The sequence below is a fragment of the Microbacterium esteraromaticum genome (genome assembly GCF_900163815.1).
Taxonomy (GTDB): domain Bacteria; phylum Actinomycetota; class Actinomycetes; order Actinomycetales; family Microbacteriaceae; genus Microbacterium; species Microbacterium esteraromaticum_B.
Map to the genome: position 1 here is coordinate 12,672 of NZ_FUKO01000021.1, position 20,341 is coordinate 33,012.

General features: G+C 62.8%; 19 protein-coding genes. 11 read left to right on the plus strand and 8 right to left on the minus strand.

Annotated features, from left to right (window positions below; translation table 11 throughout):
* Positions 1–63 precede the first annotated feature (63 nt).
* Positions 64–1,668, minus strand: a complete 1,605-nt coding sequence (locus FM104_RS09195; RefSeq protein ID WP_087131656.1) for an SPFH domain-containing protein — start codon at positions 1,666–1,668, stop codon at positions 64–66.
* A gap of 69 nt (positions 1,669–1,737) precedes the next feature.
* Entirely contained in the window at positions 1,738–2,166 is a 429-nt protein-coding gene (locus FM104_RS09200; protein WP_087131659.1) for a MarR family winged helix-turn-helix transcriptional regulator, read from the minus strand.
* Between the two features lie 413 nt (positions 2,167–2,579).
* On the opposite strand from FM104_RS09200, the gene FM104_RS09205 reads away from it, so the two are divergent.
* From FM104_RS09205 to FM104_RS09225, 4 genes are all read left to right on the plus strand, one after another.
* Positions 2,580–3,323: a TnsA-like heteromeric transposase endonuclease subunit gene (locus FM104_RS09205; RefSeq protein ID WP_176387138.1), complete on the plus strand. Its 744-nt coding sequence runs from the start codon at positions 2,580–2,582 to the stop codon at positions 3,321–3,323.
* 86 nt (positions 3,324–3,409) lie between these two features.
* Positions 3,410–5,332, plus strand: coding sequence for a DDE-type integrase/transposase/recombinase (locus FM104_RS09210; protein WP_179206743.1), 1,923 nt, complete (start codon positions 3,410–3,412; stop codon positions 5,330–5,332).
* Between the two features lie 2 nt (positions 5,333–5,334).
* Positions 5,335–6,426 (plus strand): TniB family NTP-binding protein, encoded by a 1,092-nt coding sequence (locus FM104_RS09215; protein WP_087131662.1) that lies wholly within the window; start codon positions 5,335–5,337, stop codon positions 6,424–6,426.
* Between the two features lie 958 nt (positions 6,427–7,384).
* Positions 7,385–8,431, plus strand: coding sequence for a TniQ family protein (locus FM104_RS09225; RefSeq protein ID WP_087013746.1), 1,047 nt, complete (start codon positions 7,385–7,387; stop codon positions 8,429–8,431).
* Between the two features lies 1 nt (position 8,432).
* On the opposite strand, the gene FM104_RS09230 is transcribed toward FM104_RS09225, so the two are convergent.
* Positions 8,433–8,717 (minus strand): helix-turn-helix transcriptional regulator, encoded by a 285-nt coding sequence (locus tag FM104_RS09230; RefSeq protein ID WP_254908934.1) that lies wholly within the window; start codon positions 8,715–8,717, stop codon positions 8,433–8,435.
* A gap of 768 nt (positions 8,718–9,485) precedes the next feature.
* Here FM104_RS09230 and FM104_RS09235 point away from each other — a divergent pair.
* Positions 9,486–9,734 (plus strand): hypothetical protein, encoded by a 249-nt coding sequence (locus FM104_RS09235; protein ID WP_143738314.1) that lies wholly within the window; start codon positions 9,486–9,488, stop codon positions 9,732–9,734.
* A gap of 1 nt (position 9,735) precedes the next feature.
* On the plus strand, positions 9,736–10,110 hold the full coding sequence (locus FM104_RS09240; RefSeq protein WP_087013737.1) for a hypothetical protein: 375 nt from the start codon (positions 9,736–9,738) through the stop codon (positions 10,108–10,110).
* Positions 10,111–10,134: 24 nt separating this feature from the next.
* Here FM104_RS09240 and FM104_RS09245 read toward each other — a convergent pair whose 3' ends face one another.
* The 3 genes from FM104_RS09245 to FM104_RS09255 all read right to left on the minus strand — a co-directional run bounded on the left by FM104_RS09245 (position 10,135) and on the right by FM104_RS09255 (position 11,800).
* Positions 10,135–10,656: an HAD domain-containing protein gene (locus FM104_RS09245; RefSeq protein WP_087131670.1), complete on the minus strand. Its 522-nt coding sequence runs from the start codon at positions 10,654–10,656 to the stop codon at positions 10,135–10,137.
* 134 nt (positions 10,657–10,790) lie between these two features.
* Positions 10,791–11,291 (minus strand): DUF1003 domain-containing protein, encoded by a 501-nt coding sequence (locus FM104_RS09250; RefSeq protein WP_306298520.1) that lies wholly within the window; start codon positions 11,289–11,291, stop codon positions 10,791–10,793.
* A gap of 68 nt (positions 11,292–11,359) precedes the next feature.
* A complete protein-coding gene (locus FM104_RS09255; protein ID WP_087131673.1) occupies positions 11,360–11,800 on the minus strand; it encodes a pyridoxamine 5'-phosphate oxidase family protein in 441 nt (146 codons plus the stop codon).
* Positions 11,801–12,067: 267 nt separating this feature from the next.
* Between FM104_RS09255 and FM104_RS09260 the strand changes: the two genes are divergently transcribed.
* From FM104_RS09260 to FM104_RS09275, 4 genes are all read left to right on the plus strand, one after another.
* Positions 12,068–12,649 carry a DoxX family protein gene (locus FM104_RS09260; RefSeq protein ID WP_256971595.1) on the plus strand — a complete coding sequence of 194 codons (582 nt, stop codon included), beginning with the start codon at positions 12,068–12,070 and terminating at the stop codon, positions 12,647–12,649.
* A gap of 43 nt (positions 12,650–12,692) precedes the next feature.
* On the plus strand, positions 12,693–13,520 hold the full coding sequence (locus FM104_RS09265) for a universal stress protein (protein ID WP_179206744.1): 828 nt from the start codon (positions 12,693–12,695) through the stop codon (positions 13,518–13,520).
* A 178-nt stretch (positions 13,521–13,698) separates the two neighbouring features.
* A complete protein-coding gene (locus tag FM104_RS09270) occupies positions 13,699–15,219 on the plus strand; it encodes a sensor histidine kinase (protein WP_256971596.1) in 1,521 nt (506 codons plus the stop codon).
* Positions 15,216–15,860, plus strand: a complete 645-nt coding sequence (locus tag FM104_RS09275; protein WP_087131680.1) for a response regulator — start codon at positions 15,216–15,218, stop codon at positions 15,858–15,860. The genes FM104_RS09270 and FM104_RS09275 overlap by 4 nt, the downstream gene beginning before the upstream one ends.
* A gap of 22 nt (positions 15,861–15,882) precedes the next feature.
* Here FM104_RS09275 and FM104_RS09280 read toward each other — a convergent pair whose 3' ends face one another.
* A complete protein-coding gene (locus FM104_RS09280) occupies positions 15,883–16,599 on the minus strand; it encodes a CPBP family intramembrane glutamic endopeptidase (RefSeq protein ID WP_179206745.1) in 717 nt (238 codons plus the stop codon).
* A gap of 325 nt (positions 16,600–16,924) precedes the next feature.
* Here FM104_RS09280 and FM104_RS09285 point away from each other — a divergent pair, with 325 nt between their 5' ends.
* Positions 16,925–19,408, plus strand: coding sequence for a phosphoketolase family protein (locus FM104_RS09285; RefSeq protein WP_373407843.1), 2,484 nt, complete (start codon positions 16,925–16,927; stop codon positions 19,406–19,408).
* Positions 19,409–19,626: 218 nt separating this feature from the next.
* Here the strand turns inward: FM104_RS09285 and FM104_RS09290 are convergent, their stop codons facing one another.
* Positions 19,627–20,265, minus strand: a complete 639-nt coding sequence (locus FM104_RS09290; RefSeq protein WP_087131688.1) for a pyridoxamine 5'-phosphate oxidase family protein — start codon at positions 20,263–20,265, stop codon at positions 19,627–19,629.
* Positions 20,266–20,341 lie beyond the last annotated feature (76 nt).

The window sequence follows — 20,341 nt, forward strand, 5'->3', positions numbered from 1 at the left end:
GGGCGACGGCGGATGCACAAGGAGCCGCCCCGAACGGGACGGCTCCTTGTGATCACGCGGTGGTTAGTCCGCTGCGGGAGGTGTCACCGGCGGAGGCGTGGTCGGCTGCGGCTGGCGCTTCGCAGGGGCTTCGGGCGCAGCATCCGTCGCCTGTGCGGTACCGGCACCGAACCCGCGGCCGACGGCCTGCCCCTGAATGATCGCCGCGAGGTCGAGGCCCGTGGCTGCGCTGACGCTGTCGAACACCGAGCGCATGGCCTTGGCGTTGTCGCCGCCGACGACGCTGGAGGCGCCGTCTTCGCCGGAGCCGCCGATGATCGAGACATTGCCGATGGCGGAGTAGCCCTTGGCGAACTCGGCCATGATCGACGGCAGCACGTCGAGCACGCGCTGCGAGAGGAATGCCTCCTGGTTGGACGCGATGGCTTTGGCCTCCGCCTCGACGGCGGCTGCACGCGCCTCACCTTCGGCGCGGATCGCGTCGGCTTCGGCATTGGCGCGCAGGCGACGAGCCTGTGCTTCTGCGTCGGCCTGCGCACGCAGGGCGTTGGCCTCACCAGCGGCTTTGGCCTCGGCCGCGGCAGCCTCACCGCCGGCACGGGCCTTGTCTGCCTCTGCCTGCTGCTCGGCGATGCGGGTGCGTGCCTCGGCCTGCTTGACCTGCTCGATGGCGGCAGCTTCTGCGGCCTTCTCGCGGGTGAAGAGCTCTGCCTGGGCGCGGGTCTCCGCTTCGTAGCGCTGCGCGTCGGCGACGCGCTTGACGTCGGCATCCAGCTGGGCCTGACGGTTTTCGGCCTGCTGCTGCAGCACGGCCTGCTCGGCCTGGGCGCGAGCGAGGTGCTCGGCCTGCTCGGCCTCGGCGCGGGCGCGACCGATGCCGGCGTTGGCGTTCGCCGTGTTCGTGTCGAGGGCGGTCTGCTCAACCAGGTTCGATTCCTGGTTGGCGATGACCTTCTGGTTGATGGCACGGTCGGCGTTGGTCTGCGAGATCTCGGCAGACTGGCGCTTCGACTGGATCTCGGGGGCACCGAGCGACTGGATGTATCCGACGGCGTCGGTGATGCCCTTGATCTGGAAGGAGTCGAGGATCAAACCCTGATCGGCCAGCTCGTTCGACACGTCAGCGGCGATCTGGTCGGAGAACTTCTTGCGCTCGCGCATGAGCTCGGTGACCGAAAGCGTCGCGACGATGCCGCGCAGCGCACCCTCGAGCTGCTCGGTAGTGAACTGCTCGATGGCCTTGTCCTGCGAGGCGAAGCGCTCAGCCGCACGGCGCACGTACAGCGGGTCGGAGCCGATCTTCACGATGGCGACGCCATCGACGTTCAGCGTCACGCTGTCGAGCGACTGCGCCTCGGCGTTCAGCAGCACCTGACGCGAGCGCAGCGAGATGATCTCGTGGCGCTGGGTGATCGGGTTGACGAGCGACTTGCCATTGACGATCACCGTCACCGGCGATTCGGCCATCTCTGAACTCGAGGTGCCATCAGCGTTGAGGACTGCCCGCTGCACCTTCTGTTTGCGACCCGAGATGACGAGCGCCTCGTCGGCCCGTGCGACCTTGATCCAGCTGCGTGCGAACAGCAGCAGGATCAGCCCGACGATGACGACCGCGACGACCGCGATTCCGATGATGACAAGGATGCCGATTGCTCCGGCGATCTCCATAACGAACTCCCTAACTTCCCCCCGGGGGGTCTCACGTATACCCTGCCAGATTCCCCGACATGCGTTGGATCAATGCGAGCGCAGTTTCTCCGTCAATGCGTGCAGTGCGCGCAGCTCGTCGTCGTCGAGGCGCGACATCCGCTCGGCGATCGACCGGCCGTGCACCGTGGCGATTCTGCGAAAAGCGCTGGCTCCGGCATCCGTCGCGGTGATCACGGCACCGCGACCATCTTCGGGATCAACCGCCTTGGTCACGAGCCCTCGTGCGACCATCCGGTCGATGAGGCGGGAGACGCTCGGCTGGCTGATGAGCATGTTCGTGGTGATCTCACGCAGGCGCGTCGACATCTCGGGGGCGCGGACGACGGTGAGCAGCACGTCGTACTCGGCCTGTGTGATCGCGGCGTCTTCGAAGTCGGCCGACATCTCGGCGAAGAGCTCGTGCTGAGCGCGAAAGAGGCTCTCCCATGCGCGCAGGGCGAGCTGGCGATCTGTCATGGTGCTCAGCGTAGCGGGGGAGTGCGACGAGCGGCCTGGCGCGCAGTAAGGGCCGGTCGGAGAGGCTTCCGACCGGCCCTTGTCCCTTGCACCAAGAGTGTCCTGCAATCACATGCGGTGTATGCCACAGCAAACATTCACCGTGTGATGAGCATATAACGGCCGGGTAACGAATGTAAAGGTTTGGTTACGGAAACTTGCTTTGGATGGTTTGTTGTCCTGTCTCACTCGAGTTGGCTAAATCTCATTCGAGTTGACAGTCGTCTCATTCGACCTGGCACATCTCACTCGAGTTGGCACGACGCGGCGTGTCTACAGCGGACGGCATCTCACGCAGGCGTAGCTTTCCTTGCAAGTCGGGACCGCTCCACGGAACCCCCGCGGAACACCGGGCCCCGGTTGGGAGCTCCGCCGTGACTCTGACCACTGATTGGCTTGCCGCCCTCGACGGCACGAACGCCCTTGACGGCGCGATCAAGTATTCGTTGCACGGATTCGAACACGAGGTCGACTCTTCGGATGCCGCGGGAATCTCTTTCGAGGATGCGGATCAGGTGCGAGCGTTTGTCTCGTACCCGCAAAAGCGGAATTTCGAGGGCAGGTTCTGGCTTTCCTCGACCGAAGAGCATGTCCCGTTCGAGTCGTTTTGGGAGCGCGCCTTCTTGGCCACTCTGGATCGGACGGGCACTGCGCGAAGCGTGACTGCCCAACCGATGTGGATCGATTGGCGTAACCCACGACGATCCCACGCCCCGGACTACTTCGTACGTCGCGACGACGGAAGTGCTCTCTTGGTTGACGTGCGGGAACAATCGAGGATTAAACCGCCGGATGCCGCCAAATTCGAGCTCACTCGTCGGTTGGCGGCGGCGCTCGGGTGGGACTACCTCGTGTTCGACTCCCTCCCGGGCGCCACGCAGGACAACCTTCGATTCCTCCTCCGCTACCGGGACCCGATCTGGATGGATGGCATAGACCTCACGACATTGCCGTCGAGCGGTTCGATGTCTCTCGCTGCACTCGTCAGGACACTCGGCGACGCCACCCATTCGGCCAGGGGCGCCGCATATGCGCTTATCTGGCTCAACCGCGCCAGAGCGGACCTGAGCCGCCCTCTGTCCATGGTTTCGACCGTGCACTTCGGGTCTGAGCGATGATTGTCCACCCCGGGGATCTCCTCCGATGGCGCGGTGAGGATCACCACGTGGTGCTCGTGAGGCCGTCATACCTGACCCTTCGCCCAGTGGACGGCGACGAAGACGTCGAGGTTCTCGCCGCCGACCTGCAAGTCGAGGCAGAGCCGGCGACAGCACGATCAGTCGCCGAGGTCTTGGACCTTCGCATTCTTGATGAACTTGACCCACCCGACCGCAAAGTCGTCGACGTCTGGCTCGACGAGCTTGATCGGTATGCCGACCTTATAGACAAGGGCACTCTGCAGGCTGACGCCGCGAAGATCATCATCGAGAACGTCAACCGCCGACTTGGCACCGACTATTCGCCTCGCAAGGTTCAACGTCAACGCGCGGCGCTGGAAGCCTCCGGGGTTGGCGGCCTACTCGATGGGCGACGCTTCGGGCTCGCTAACACGCCGCCCCGTGCCTACGATGCTCGCCTCGTAGAAGCGTTCGCACATGTAGTCAGTGACCAAACTCGAAAATCCACCGGCACCGGAACACGGGTGATCTGGCTGGCACTGCGGGAACTCGAACAACGCCACGGCCCCGGTATCGTCCCAGTGCCAAGCCGAGCCACACTCTTTCGACTCTTGGGAGAGATAGAGGGAGGCAGACACACCTTCGGGAGCGCGCGAACCCGACGCACCAAAGCGAACCAACCGTCGCATATGTTCGGGAACCGAGTCGGAGTCAGGCCAGGCGAGCAGGTACTGATCGACACCACGCCAATGGAAATCATGGTCGAATGTGACGGCCAGTCTGTGCGCCCTGACCTGACGATCCTCCTCGACGAGGCGTCCCGCAGCGTGCTATCGGCCATCGTGACTGTCGGCACCCGAAGCATCGACCTGGTGGTCGTGCTCGCTCGTGCCCTCGTTCCCTACGCATTCCGCCCCGAGGGAGTCCGCGCAAACCGCCGCGCCACGTCGGAGGCCTGGATAGGAGACGACGAGCTCCTAGCTCAACGGTTCGAACACGCCAGGGACGCGCAGGCGTATATATTCCCGGAAACCATTACAACCGACCACGGATCCGCCTATGTCTCACGCCACTTCACTGACGCCTGCCAATCCCTCGGCATCTCTCTCACGTTGGCCGCAAAGTACACGCCGACGCACAAGGCGAAGGTCGAGAAGATGTTCGACACGATCAAGGTCCTATTCACTCAATACGCCATCAGCTTCCTCGGCGAAAGCCCCGACATGCGAGGGGACGAGTCGATCTCGACCGGTGAACTTCTCACCCTGGAACAGTTGCAGGAACTACTCGAAGACTGGATCGCAGTCGCTTGGCAAAACCGTCCTCACAGTGCGCTTCGAGACCCGCGGAACCCGAGACTGAAGTTAACCCCCAACCAGATGGTTGACGCTTTTCGAGAAATCGCGCCTGAGTTCCACGTACCTCTGGACGCAGACCGCTACCTGGCCTTGCTGCCCACGAGGTGGCGCACAGTGCTGCCATACGGTATCAACCTCGATCTCCGGATCTACGACTCCGAGGCCCTCAGCGCAATCCGCAACGTACGCTCTCGACACCGCAACCACGGCGGCAAGTGGCCGATCCACGTTGACCCTTACAACCCCATGACAGTTTGGATAGAAATCGGAGACTCCTTCGTTCCGCTCACCTGGCGTTCGCCGCACAACGGTGCGCCCATGGCAAACGAGGTCTGGCGCGTGGCCCGGGCGCAGGCGGCCGCCCGGGGCGAGGAACCGAGTCAGGACGACCTCAATGAAGTCATGCGTCGCTTCATGAACACCGGCAACAAGCCGCTCACCGCACGCGAAAAGAAGCGCGAGAAATCAAACGCGTCCGACCTGCTCGGGATCACAAACCAGATCGCGAAAACCAACTTTCAAGAGGCGACCGTTGAGGACGCGACCTCCGCAGATAGCGGTATCGCCCCGACGGCTGTCCACGACGACAAGAAGCCCATCTGGCCTGTGGCCCCGCCCTTCGGCTTCACTCGACAAACAGAAGGCGGATAGCCATGTTTGAGGACCTGCTGAGCGACTTCGACTTCGATGCCCCCACCGTCAACTTCGAATACACGACGAAGGAGGGTTGGCGAGAGTTCGTTGAGTTCGAGGCGGATCAACCGGTTCCTTGCAGCACGCGAGAGTACGAGGCGATGGCCTCGTCTGACCGCGCGCTCTACAACATCGCCCGGGAAAGATTCATGTCCGTCGGCGCGCGAATCTCCACCCCCTCGCTACGTAGCTTCGCTGCCGCAGCTCGTAACGCCATGGCCGACAACCGTTCACCGGACGCCAGCAAGTCCGGAGTGATTATCTCTGGTCGCCCCAGCATGGGCAAGACCACCGCGGTCCAGGAGTTCGGCCGCGCATTCGAGCGGGCACGCCGCGCCAGAAGTACCCAAAAGAAGCGAGATCTGATTCCCGTCGCCTTCGCCCAGGTGCCGACCCACGCGACAGAGAAGACAATGATGAAGAAGCTCGCTGACTTCTATGCACTTCCCTACTCGCAGACGGCCTCCTACGAGACTCTGCTGGCTCGCGTCTGCAACGTGATGCGGGAATGCGCGACGGAGATCGTCATCATCGATGACATCCATCGACTCGATCTGCGGTATCACGCGAACGAGGGAGCGGCCGACGCCCTGAAGGAGTTGTCTGAACGGTTCCCTGGCACGATGATCTATGCCGGAGTAGACGTCGCACGCAACGGGCTGTTCTGGGGTTCACGCGGAGAACAGATCATGGCGCGATTCGAGACCGTGCAGTTCGACGAGTACGACATTGCGACCAACGAAGGCGCCGCCGTGTGGGGCAGGATCCTCACTGAACTGGAAACGTCACTCTGCCTCATCGATCAACCCGAGGGCGACATCTTGCGGATCGCGGCCGAACTCCGCGACATCTCACGCGGATCGCTGGGGCGCATGGCCAAAGCAATCCGCCGCTGCGCCCGGGATGCGATACACGACGGATCAGAACGACTGGATCTGGACAACCTCCTGGTTGTGCTCGCGACCATCCGAAAACTAGAAGACCGCGCCGCCGACGAGGCCGGAACAGGGGTGAAACGCCGCAGAGGTCGGCGGGAAAGAGTCCGGCAATGAGGGCACTGCCCGCGCCCGTGCGAGCATTCCGGGGCGAAACAGTCGCGAGCATCTATGCCCGTCTTGTCACCCGCAACGCACTGACACCCGGAGAACTCTGGACCGCCATCCGGAAGTCGCAGCAGGGGCTTCCGTTGCGGACAACACCGGAGGCCGTGCCTCGAGTGGTCGCACAGCTCGCCGGATTGCCCGCGAACTGGTTCGACGAGGACGACACCCGGAGCCGACTTTTCACTCGTTGCATGCACAGCGGATGGGCGCACTCGCAATGCGCAACCTGTGCTGCGCTCCCCAAGCCGCTCACGATGTGTCGACGCTGCGCGGGTGGCGCGCACGTCGAAGTCCAGTCCCGGGCTGGCGCCTTCTGCGCACGCCACGGACGTTGGCACTATGACGGACGCGACGACGGCATTGGGACCCGAGCCGCATATGAACGCGCGGAAAGATGCCTGACAGGAACTCTATGGGCGCGCGGGATCGGCCTCGACACGGGTGAGCTCGAGCTCGCTTGCCAACTCATCTCGACCTACCGCGGACTCGTCGACCGCGATAGCTTCGACCGCAGCGCAGACCAGCGCCTGCGCGACTTCTATCCTGACGCCATCGAACTGACCGCATTCCTCACGGCGCCATGGGCACAGGCGTTCCTTCGCAACAGACAGATCGGGCACCTGCCCGTCGCCGCAATGGTCGAGGCAAGTGCGGCGGCAGTCGCGTCAAGATCTCGAAGCAGACTCAGTTCCGTGCGTGAGACGTTCCTGGCGTCCGGTCGCGAACTGCGACTGGGGGAATCAGCGACGAGGCCCCTGCGGCACGGCCGTTCCGTTGAAATGGGGTCGCTTGGCATCCTGGTCCGTGACAGTGTTCCGCGCATTCGAGCTGTCTTTCTGCGCCATGACGACGCCCGTCGTCCACTGACGACGCGGCGCGGCCGACCTCCACGCCGTCAATAGATGCGATGCGCACCCTGCCGATCTACGTCGAACCGGTGCCCGCCGAGACCATCAGCGGGTATATCGGACGCCTCGCCGAGAGCCATTGTCTGGAAGTCGGCGAAATCCGTCGCGCGCTGATCCGGGAGGCGGGACGGTCAACGTGGAGCGACATTGATCCACGTGTCGCGGTCGCGCTAGCCCGGCTCTGCGGCTTGCCGGATGATGCCTTCGAGGTGTCGTTCGAAGAGCACGGGATGTGGACTCGCTGCGGTCATCCGCGCTGGCTGCCACAGAAGTGCTTGCGGTGCCGCACGCTTGCCGAACCACACGCTGCTTGCCCAGAATGCGCCGGCGGATTCACAACCACTACCAGAGCGAGAACCGGACCTCTCTGCCTGATGCACAGTCGCTGGACCCTACGGGGACTGGCCGTCAAGCTCCCCGTCGGGACGTACGTGAGTCAGGCGGAACGGACCCTGCGTGGACCCCTGTGGGAACGTGGCATCGCAATACATACCGGCGAGTTCAACCTCGCGGCCGCAGCGTTACTCGCATGGGCCCAAGGAAACGATGGTGGCACGTTCCTCGAGGAGCGCGCCCAACGGCTCGGCCTGTCTTGCCCCGCCAGCTTCGAGGAAGTGATGCTGTGCGGCTATCCCGAAGTAGTGAGAATCGTCGAGGTCGCCATGAGCCCACGGATACTTCGCGGCGTCCTCCAGGTGTCGCGATCGGCGCTGCCACAGATCGACGGCTTCGCAAATGTCATCGCAAACACGCTGGGTGCAACCGTAAACGAGAGTCTTCACGACTGGGCTGGCGCGGTCATCGGTCACGCCCACCGTGCGGTTCTCTACGCTGCTGGGCTCAGACGAACCAAGAGCGCCAAGAACGCGCTATGCCCGCAAGATCGCGCGCTGATCGTTGCGTCGGGCACGAAACGGGCATGCCTGCTGCGGCACGTCTCGCCACGAATACTGGACGGACTCAGGCGAGGCCATACTGAGGGCACGTCTCGACTGAGCGTGACCCGAAGATTTCCTCTGGAACCAGATGAGTTGGCGCTGCAGTGACTTAGCGGCTTCGAAGATCGGGTGCGTCTCCCGGAACCAGATCCGCCAGTGAAATCTCAAGCACCTGCGAGAGAGCGAGGACGGTGCGAAGCGTCGGATTCGCCGGAGATCCGGGGCGAGACTCGCCCTTTTCGTACTTCTGGTACGTGTAGCGCGTGAGGCCCGCGCGGTAAGCGACATCCTCTTGACTCAGTCCGGCGCGCTGGCGCGCGGAACGAAGCGATGTCGCGAAGCGTTGCGAATATACGCTCCACTCCGCTTCAATCTTGTCGTTCCGTCGAGGCACCTACCCAGCGTCGCGAGTAGGAGCAAGTGGTATGGCCTAATCGGTATGGCATAATTTGGAAGGCCATACGAAACAATCTCGTCCTCGTCGGATCGCTCCGCCATTCCCTGCACGTGTGCCGCCCATCCCGATAAAAAGCGGTCGCATCCCGGGGTGGGCCCGTGCATGCGACCGCGAATGCGATGGTTGAGATGGGCGAGTCCTATCCAGTCTGGTGGCAGGGCACAACCGCGCCTCCACCCGCCGAATGGGTTTACGTTTTCGAGGAATTCACCGGTCAAGACACCGCCGAACAATGGGCGCTTGCAGCCGCGATCTTCGTCGCTCAGACGCGCCGGCGTACTGCTGCTGGCCCAACTTACGCGGAGCTATTCACACATCTGCTCCCAGACACTGCCGGTCTCCCTGGCCCGTTGCCGCGGAACCTTGATTTCATCGAGCGTAGGCGAGCAGTCGCGGGGTTCCGTGGCCACGCCGCGATCGAATGGCGGCGACGAGGAATGATCAGCTTCGACAAGGGAGTCATGCGCAGCCTTCGTGTCGGGCGTGAGTTTCGCGAACGATCTCGGCGACGGCAGCAGACTCGCGCGGGGGCGATCGCGGGAAACAAGATTGACGCATCCCCAATGTCGGTGCTCACCGATATTGATGAAGGTGTGAGATGAAGGGAGAGGCGAGATGCTCGGATATTCAGCGACCGTGTACCAAATAGCACCAGACGTTGCTGATGCGAATTTCGATCGTATACGCGAGGTTCCGTATCGGCAGGTGACGACATACTTTCAGACGCTGGTCGCCGGGACGCTCGCCGACGTCCCCTATCGAACGTGGGTCGATCATCTCCTCAAAGCTTCCGAGGAAGGACGAGCGAGAATGCTGCACGGCGGCGGATATCCGTTCCTCTTCCACGCGCAGGGGCGAGACATCAAGAATGACTTCGCGGCCTCGGGCGTCGAAGCCATCGCCGACCTCTATGACGAAAAGTGGTATCTCGTCGAGGCGTGGGATCAGAGCTGACATGGAGGAGAACTACCCGCCAGAGATCCGACGGATCGTCGCTCGCATCGAGCTCAGCTGGCTCGCAGCCGTTGACGTAGGCCCGGGCTGGTACCCACTCCTTGGACGTCTCGATGAGCGGCTGTCGTCGATCGCGCCGGCGTACGTCGTGCAGCAGGTCAAGTCGAAGTTCGGGTCGCTGAGCTTCTACGCCAGAGCTTCTGAGGACCCGTACGACTACAACGAAGAGTTTCACGAGGCGATCCGAGCCGCGGAATGGGAGAGCATCGAGACTTGCGAAGAATGCGGCGCGCCAGCACGGACCTACACAATCCGAATGTGGGTGTGGACTCTTTGTGCCGATCACGCCAGGGAGAGGACCGCCTCGCAGGCGTGATCTTCGACAGTGCTGAGCGCAACGTCAGGATCGGTGCTCCAGATGTTCGTCTAGGAAGTGCTGGATGCCGTCGATATCGGCGATCGTGAGTCCGACGAACTTGTCAGGCACCACAAGGAATGACGGAACTTCCGTCATTCTGGTCAGTCGGCTCGCCGCATCGCCTGGCGCCCGATCGTCAGCCCATGCGACCGCGCCGGTGTTTGCCCTTCGGACGTAGGAGATCAGGCTTTGCATCCGCCATCCCTCGTGAGGCCAGTTTTGCCACGGTACGTACGCGCCGTCGAGTTTGCCCCGCAACGGTCCTTGGATCAGCCACTTGACCTGATCGTGCGGCCAGGTCGTCAACCAGGCGATCTGAACGCCGGGGCGCCGGGTGAGCGCCTCCAGAGCATCGATGACCTCATCGCTGACCGACATCCACGAGTGCCAACCAGGTGCGGTGCGGTGGGCCTTTTGCTCGTGTTCGTGGTAGATCCGTGCGATCGTGCCGTCGACATCCAGGACGATGAGGGCTTCCTGCGCTGCGTCGGAGGCTTGCAACATAGAGGGTGCTTCCAATCGCCGCGACGGACTAGACCTACGTTGAAGATACCGGCCTGGTACGCGGGGTGTGCCCGAAGTGAGTTTCACGGGCGCCGTACCGGCCATGGCCCACCTTCGCCGAATTCTTCACATACCTAGGCGGGTCTGTCAATGTCCCGCGCTCGAGCCCCGTCGGTCTGCCTTCCACTGTGGAGCTCACGCATGAGTGCGAGCTGCAGTCGATTCATCTCCATCAGCTCCTCGAGTTCCTGTTTCGTGGCGATGTTCGTTTCGAAGTCGTGCTGTGCGAGCGCGGCAGAGATGCCATCCTGACGCTTCGCTGAGATGAGCAGGATTGCCCCCTGCAGCCCAGCCAGCATGCTGAGGAACAGGTTCAGAAGAATGAATGGGTACGGATCCCAGGCAAACGACATCGCGTTCATGGCGGCCCAGACGACCATGAATAGCAGGAAGCCGCCAATGAACAACCACGAACCCATCCAGTTGCGCAACCGGTCCGCAGCACGCTGCCCTGGTGTCAGGGTCTCGTGGTGCTTCGAATGCCAGTTTGTCAGGGGGTGAGCAGCGCGGTCGGACTTCGCGGCGGCGGTATCGGGGCGGACCGCCCGCGGATCATTCAGCGAGATCGAAGACATGCTGCCTTCTTCACGTGCTCCGCCCTCGCCTCCGGCGGCTTCGGTCAGAAGCCGGGCGGTTGGGGGCGTCATTCGCGCGACGTCGCCAAGGTGAAGATTCGACCGCTGACTAGCTTCGGCGTGAGCCTCACCCAACGATCCTTTTCCTCGGGAGCCCAAGGACGGAGTTCGAGCTTGTCGAGTGCTTCGATTTGAGCGGCGTTGGTGACTTCCTCCGCGTAACCCTTAGCGATCACGCTGAAAGCTACGTGCTCGTCGTACCCGTCAATTTGGAAAACGATCGATCTGTGAATTGTGAGCTCAATGAGTTTCGTACCGGGAGCGGTGCGGAAGACGATGCATCCATTGTCGATCGCATGGTTGACCGGGAAGATATCGATCTCCTCGGCGGCCCTCGCCGCGATCCGGCCGTAGGGTGCGTTGGCAATGCGTTCCCAACATTCGGTTTCGGACATCGAACGCGACGGTGGCCGATCTTCCCAGGACGAATCAGCGGTGCTCGGGTACATGGCATCAACCTTTCTGCCTCGCTTCAGGCGAGGGACGGGTGCGCGCCGGCTGGCGATCACGAGAGCCGGGCGACGCCTAACAAGAACGCTATGCTGACGCCCTTAGTAGTCCAAAGGACTTACGTCCCACGATCCGTAGCCAACCGGGCAGATCGGGCGGAGTAGCCACACGCCGGGACCTTCGGCCCTAACAGGACGTGCGCTCACGCCAGATGGTGGGAGTATCCGCCGAGGCATTTCGTCTGCGGCACTACGTGAAGGATTCCCATGACTGCTCTGCAGACACCACTGTCGCGCTCGACGGAGTTAGCGAAAGCCGCGAAGGGTGATGAGACGCGCATAGTGACCATTGCCAGCGGGCGGCGCTGGCTCGCCATCATGAGACTAGCGATCGGCTTTATCTTTTTTTGGGCCTTCCTGGACAAGACGTTCGGCCTCGGCTATTCGACGCCGCTGGAACGAGCATGGATCTCCGGCGGTACACCGAGCCAGGGGTTTCTCAACAGTGACTCGGTCATCGGTCCCTTGAAGCCGTTCTTTGCCGCGATCGCCAGCCCAGTGAGCGATGTGCTCTTCATGGTCGCGATGCTCGCGATCGGACTGGCAGTGCTACTTGGCGTGGGGCTTCGCGTCAGCGCCGTCGTTGGGACGATCCTCATGCTCGCGATGTACCTCGCTGAGTGGCCTTTCGGCGCCAACGCGGCCTCGACCAATCCGTTGGTCGATTACCACATCATCTACGCCCTTGCCCTCATCGTCACGGCCGCTCTCGCGGCCGGGGACACCTGGGGTTTCGGCCGGCAATGGAAGGCGCTCCCTCTCGTTCGGCGCAACCGCTGGCTCGTCTGACGAAATGGGAGGGCCGCGAGGCTACAGGGGAAGGCCGTGCGATATGAAGACCATAGTCGTGGGTTTCGATGGGACCAATGCGTCCCTCGTGGCCGTGGACTGGGCGGCTGAACGAGCCATCCATGGCGGGACTCGGATTGAGATCGTGACGATCGGAGGCACGATCCTCTCGGACGAGAGTCAGACCGGCGCATCTCTCCGCGCGGCCGAACTCCGTGTGCTCGACAGCGCACCGGAATGCGAAGTTACCTCTCGGCGTGTGTCAGGCACGATGCCGGGGGCGCTGTTCGAGCAGGCCACTGCAGCGGATCTGTTGGTTGTTGGTGCACACCGCGACGGGGCGGCGAGTTCGATGATGTCCGGTCGGTTCCTGCGACTCGCCACGGGGTCTGCCGTCCCGATCGTCGTGGTGCCGGCTCACTGGTCGCCTTCCGATGCCGCGGTCGTTGTCGGCTTCTCCGGACACGAAGCGAACTCGCGAGCCGTCGAGGTGGCCGCGAGCGAAGCGGACGCCGCCGGCGCATCGCTCGTGATCGTGCACGCCTGGCAGATGCCCGTTCCGCGCGTCGAAGGGGCGATCTCTCTCCGGGCGTCACCAATCCAGGTGAGAGCCGAGCACTCGAGAGTGCTGCGCAGCGCCGCCCTGCGAACGAGCGCTGCGCGTCCCAACCTGGCTGTGGAGCAAATCTTGTCCCACGGAGACACGGCAGGAGTGCTCCTTGAGCGTGCACGGGATGCCTCCCTGTTGGTTATAGGGATGTCGCATCGGCGCTTCCTCCCTGACGCGCTGCTTGGATCGGTCGCTCGCGAGCTGCTCACTCAATCTGTGGTTCCTGTGTGCATCGCGCCGAACACCACCCTGGACATGTGATCGCTCGATAGACTCGCCGCGACGGGAGGCAGCGATGTCCGAACGTTCAAGGCTGCCCGATGAGGCGGCAAACGCAGCACTTGCGCAGCGCAGGCTCCGAGACCTGCTCGAGGCGAACGCTTCCATAGTCGAGCGTCTGGATCTCGAGGTGGTGCTTCGACGAATCGTCGAGGCGGCGATGAGGTTGGTCGATGCCCCTTATGGTGCTCTCGGAGTCACTACACGCGATGGTCATATGGAGCGATTCATCCACGTCGGTATGGACGCTGTCACCGTCGAGCAGATCGGCCAACCACCCACGGGGAAGGGGCTGCTCGGGGCCGTGATCACCGATCGCATGCCAATTCGGATCCCGCGCCTTGCGTCCGACCCACGATCGGCTGGCTTTCCGGAGCATCATCCACCGATGGATGCTTTTCTTGGTGTCCCGGTGAGAGTCGGCGACCGCATCTATGGCAACCTCTATCTGACATCGGGAGACAAGGGTCCGTTCACTGATGAGGACGAGAAGCTGGTCATCGCTCTAGCAGCCACGGCAGGAATCGCGATCGAGAACGCGCACTTGTACGACGTTGCGAAGACACGCGAGATCTGGAGCGACACGACCGCTGACGTGATGGCCGCGATGCTCGAGGTCGCTGACGAGAGCGTGCTGGATGTCATCGCGGAGCACGTCGGTGCCTTGATCGACGTCGATCTGGTTGTGGTAGCTGTGCCGCACGGCGACGACGATTTCCGAGTCACTACGGTCCATGGTCACGATGCGGCTTCACTGCGGGGTCGCATCTTCCCCGCAGCCGGAACACTGGCGGCCCGCGCACTGGCCACGCAGCGGGCGGCGAGCGTCGTCGGTGATGCCGACGCGGACCAGGCGCCGGTCGACTGGCAGCCGGGGTCGGGACCCACAGTCGCCATTCCGCTCTACAGCGGTACCGAGCCGCTGGGTGTTCTCACGCTCGCACGGCGTCTGGGAGCTTCTGCATTCACCGACGAGGACCTGGATCTCGCATTCACATTCGCCGCTCAGGCGAGCGTCGCCATCGAAGTGGTCCGAGCTAGCGAGGACCGACGACGCCTCGAAACGAATCGCGATCGTGCTCGGATCGCGCGCGACCTGCATGACCACGTCATCCAACGCCTTTTCGGCGCCGGACTGTCACTGCAGGCGGTGTCGGGGACGGTCGATGCCGCGACATCCGCGGTGCTCGAGTCACAAGTGGACGCGATAGACGCCGCGATCAAGGACATCAGAACGGTCGTATTCGCGCTCGGTGCGGGCGAGCGCGGAAAGCAGAAGCGGACTCGCGATCGCCTGTTGGATACCATCTCCGAGGTCTTCGCCGGGCTCTCGTCCACACCCCGCATCACCTTCTCGGGGCCACTTGACTCTCTCATTCACGCGCCGCTCGCAACGGAACTCGTCGCGGTGTTGCGCGAGTGCCTGACCAACGCAGTCAAACATGCACATGCCCGTCGCATCGAAGTCGCCGTCGAGATCACAGGCGGAGCGGTCGTTCTCACGGTATTCGACGACGGCCGCGGCATCCCGGACGGAGCGCGCTTGAGCGGCCTGGCAAATATCACCGAACGTGCCCTGCTTCATAGTGGCCTATGCACGATCACCTCTGACTCGGCATCGGGAACGCGCATCGAATGGTCAGCGCCAGTAACGAACAGTAGCCAATCAGGAGAATCATGACCCGCGTCTTTCTGGTGGACGATCACGAGATCGTGCGGCGTGGGATCGCACAGCTGATCGACGCGGAGGCCGACCTCTCCGTGATCGGTGAAGCAGGCACGTTTCGCGAGGCAGTCCGGCGGATCGATGCCACGCTGCCCGACGTCGCCGTCCTCGACGTCCGCCTCCCTGACGGTGACGGGGTCAGCCTGTGCCGCGACATCCGATCCGCGCACCCGGAGATCGCCTGCCTCATCCTCACGGCCTACGACGACGACGACGCCCTGCGTTCAGCGATTCTGGCCGGCGCCAACGGGTACGTCCTCAAAGACATCCGCAGTGGGGCACTCATCGACGCAATTCGACGCGCCGCTGCAGGAAGTTCAATTCAGTCCACCGACGTGCTGCGTCGTGGGGCGACCGCGATCCGCCCCAACCCGCAGAACCTCGACGAACCCGCCGACCTCGACCTCTCGATGCGCGAGAACCAAGTCCTCGACCTGATCACCGGCGGTCTGACCAATCGTGAGATTGGAGAGAGACTTGGTCTCGCCGAGAAGACTGTGAAGAACTACGTGAGCGGGCTGCTCGCCAAGCTCGGCATGGAACGTCGCACTCAGGCGGCGGTCTACGGGGCTGAGCGGAAACACAAAGGAGACTGAGCCGCTCCGGCGAGTCACGGATTCACGGTGTGCGCAAAGTCGGAGCTGCGATGGTGGGAATCGCAGGTCCCGCGGTGGCAAGGCGACGACGGAGAATGAGGATGTAGGGGATCATCACGATCGCGATGATCCCGACCGCGATCGTGTCGCCAACAGCGGAGTGCGCCGAGAGCGTTCCGCTGAGGTTGAACAGCGCATGGAAGACAACACCAAGCAGGATACTTCCGGTCAGCACCACGCAATACGCCAGCGCGATACCGATCAGGATTGCCCCAGCCAGCTGCAGAGCTTGATCGGTCAGGGAGTAGCCGCGTAACAGATTCACGATGTGCCCTACGCCGAAGGTGACGCCGGAGATGACTATCGCGCGAGTGAGATTGCCGCGCGTCCGCAGTGCTTGGAGCAGGAATCCGCGGAAGAGAAGCTCCTCGATGAACCCGACAGCGGCGACAAGGATGATCGCGAAAATCACTGTCTGCCAGTTGAGGTTCGCGGCGAATCCCTTGCCGTACTGGAGAAACGCGATCGCGAACAACGGAATGTAGAAAACAGTCAGCGGGAGAGTTTTCGGCTGCACTGGCCGAATGCCGTAAAAAGCGAGCCGTCGACCGGCCCGCAGGTAGACGAGTAGGGCGATCGAAAGCCCGACGAGGACAACACTCGTCATCCCGGGAAATCCCAGTATCTCGCCCACGTAATCCCCGACGTTGACGGCAACGATGTAGATCACGATCCACACCAGTGCATGCCAAATGGGTTTGGTCTCCTGCAGCTGTCTCATGTGTCGATGCTCGCCCACGCTGCCAGACAGGCGTAAGGCCAAAGGTCCTCCCGTTCACGCCTCGCGAGTCTCCCCGCACAGATTGCATTGACATACCGCCGAGGGACCTTTGGCCCTGTGGCCGATCTCGCGCATCACCCAGACTTTTCGTACGGCAACGGGAAGCAGGGAGCACTCATCGCCCGTCGCCGTCAACCACGTGGCGTAACCGCCCACGGAAGTCGTAGACATCGAGCATGAGCGAAACGAGTAACGAATGAGCGCCAGCGAACCAACGGCATCCATCCCTGATCGCGGAACGGCAGCATTCTCCTATCGTGAAAATCACAGACTCGGGGACGAGACGCTCGCCCAACTCGATGCCTGGTGGCGTGCAGCAAACTACCTCTCTGTCGGGCAGATCTACCTGCTCGACAATCCGCTTCTTCGCGAGCCTCTCACGCGAGAGCACATCAAACCGCGGCTCCTCGGCCACTGGGGTACGACGCCCGGGCTGAACTTCCTCTACGCACACCTGAACCGGGTGATCCGGGAGCGAGAGATCAGCACCATCTACATCACCGGTCCTGGCCATGGCGGGCCCGGCATGGTCGCCAACGCCTACCTGGATGGCACCTACTCCGAGCTTTACTCAGATATTGGCCAGAATGCGGACGGCTTGCAGAAGCTGTGCCGCCAGTTCTCCTTCCCTGGCGGGATCCCCAGCCATGCTTCGGCTGACACGCCCGGTTCGATCCATGAGGGTGGTGAGCTCGGCTATGCGCTTTCCCACGCGTACGGTGCCGCGTTCGACAACCCGGACCTGCTGGTCGCCGCGGTGATCGGGGATGGTGAGGCGGAGACGGGGCCGCTTGCGACGAGCTGGCATTCCAACAAGTTCCTCAACCCGCTGACCGATGGGGTGGTGCTGCCAATCCTGCACTTGAACGGGTACAAGATCGCTAATCCCACGGTGCTGGCGCGGATTCCGGAGGAAGAACTCCTGAGCCTTATGCGCGGCTACGGCCACACGCCCTACCTCGTGTCGGGCGGCTTCGACGGCGAAGACCCGGCGGCCGTGCACCGGCGGCTGGCCGAGACACTCGACACGGTTCTGAATCAGATCGCAGAGATCAAAGCGTCGGCCGCGGCGGGAACATTGCAGAATCGGCCTGCGTGGCCGATGATCATCCTGCGGACGCCGAAGGGTTGGACGTGCCCGAAAGAGATCGACGGCCTGCCCGCTGAGAACAACTGGCGCTCTCACCAGGTGCCGCTCGCCAGCGCCCGCGACACCCCGGAACATCTCGACGTCCTCGACGGGTGGCTCCGGTCCTACCGGCCAGAGGAGCTGTTCGACAACTCGGGCACACCGATACCCCTCATCACAGACCTCGCGCCGAAGGGAGCGCTGCGGATGAGCGCGAACCCCGTCGCGAACGGCGGGGTGCTTAGACGCGATCTGGTGCTTCCCGATTTCCGCGACTATGCGGTGGGCGTCCCGGCCCCCGGGGCGACGGTGAATGAGGCTACCCGTGTGCTGGGCGAGTGGCTCAGGGATGTCATCCGGGCGAACCCCGACAACTTCCGCATCTTCGGCCCAGACGAGACTGTGTCGAACCGTCTTGGCGCCGTGCTTGAGGTCACTGACAAGCAGTGGAACGCGGCCTATCTACCCTCCGACGAACACCTGGCCCCTACCGGCCGCGTCGTCGAGATGCTCAGCGAGCACCAGTGCGAAGGCTGGCTGGAAGGCTATCTGTTGACCGGTCGGCATGGGCTGTTCAACACCTACGAGGCATTCGTGCACATCGTCGACTCGATGTTCAATCAGCACGCCAAATGGTTGAAGACGAGCAAGGAGATCCCGTGGCGCCGCCCGATCGCCTCGCTCAACTATTTGCTGTCGTCTCACGTGTGGCGTCAGGATCACAACGGCTCCTCCCACCAGGACCCCGGTTTCATTGACCACGTGGTGAACAAGAAGGCCGACGTGGTGCGTGTGTACCTTCCGTTTGACGCCAATACGTTGCTGTCCGCGTATGACCACTGCCTGCGCAGTGTCGACTACGTCAATGTCGTGGTGGCGGGCAAGCAGCCCACATTCAACTGGCTCAGCATGGACCGGGCGATCGAACACATGACCCGTGGCGTCGGTATCTTCGAGTGGGCGGGGACCGAAGTGGAGGGGGAGCAGCCGGATGTGGTGCTCGGCTGCGCCGGCGATGTGCCAACGCTCGAAGTTCTGGCGGCGGCATCCCTCCTACGCGAAGCGGTCCCCGAGCTCAAGGTCAGGGTCGTCAATGTCGTCGATCTGATGCGTCTCGTCAGCGAGGGCGAACATCCGCACGGCATGAGCGACCGCGAGTACGACGCTATTTTCACAACCGACCGCCCAGTCATCTTCGCGTACCACGGGTACCCGTGGCTGATCCACCGGCTAACGTACCGGCGCGCGGGACACGCTGATCTGCACGTCCGCGGATATAAGGAGGAGGGCACGACGACAACGCCTTTCGACATGGTCATGCTCAACGACATCGACCGCTATCGTCTCGTCATTGACGTTCTCGACCGCGTTCCGGGGCTCGGCGAGCGATATGCGGGTCTTCGCCAGCGGATGCAGGATGCGCGAGTGCGCGCCCGCGCCTACACCCGGGAACACGGCGAGGACATCCCCGAGGTCGCCGACTGGACCTGGACGGAGGGACCTGAGTCGCAAGCGCGCGAGGTAAACACCGGCGTCGGAAGCTCGAACGTCGGCGGCACGGAAAGCCGCGAAGGGTGAGTAGCAGCACGCTTCACGCTGAGTCGAAGAAGCGGTTCTCCTCGATGCCCCGTTGGACCTCGCGCACTGGGGTGCGTGCGTCGCACTTGCTTCTGTCGTGCTCTGGTATGTCGAAGTTCGGAAGCCCGTGCTGCGGGCATCCGAAAAGTGCCGGAGATAGGCGCTCCACCCGTAGCCACTCTGCCCGCGGCCTGGGTTCCGCGGGTCGACGTCCGTCTTTAGCGCGGAGGAAAGTGCGGGATCCGCAGAGGACGAAGTGCTCTGTTCGAGTTGCGGCGCGAGCGCATTACAGTGTCGTCGACGGACCGCGTCGGCTCCTGAGCGCCCAAAGGATGCTTGACGATCGCGTTTCGCTGGGCGGCTGATATCCCACTAGATCTGTCAAAGAATCGACGTCCCGAGACCGAAGAGGTCTCAATGCAGACGTAGTTGTACTTTGCGGTGGGACTCGAGGAGACCAAGCGTTTCACGCCCGAATCGTGGATCTCCTGGTCAGTTGAGAGACGACGCATGGCGCCTCGCACAACGACACTCCAGTGGAAGCCTGCGTCTTTGCCGTCGATCTCCAACGCGGCGACCGGATGGGTAACTATCGCCGCGAGCTTCGATCCCGGCGCAGACCGGAAATAGATTGATCCGCCATGGACTTTGTAGTTCAGCGGGTAGATATCTGGCGCACCATCTCGGCCAGTGATGGCGAGGCGGCCAAGTGACCCCGCTCTGATAAGCCGCCAGCACTCCTTCATCGTCAAGGTTTCCACGCCACTGGCCTCTGCACCTTTGATCGTGCGCGAGCGTGCCCCGAAACCATCGGTCGCGCTCGTGTCCAATTGGACGTTGCCTCGTGGTGAGTTCATGAATTGCCCCTTTATGTTCCTCTCATTGGACAACTTCCGCTGAGGAACCGACAGGGCCGAAGGTCCCTCGGAACTG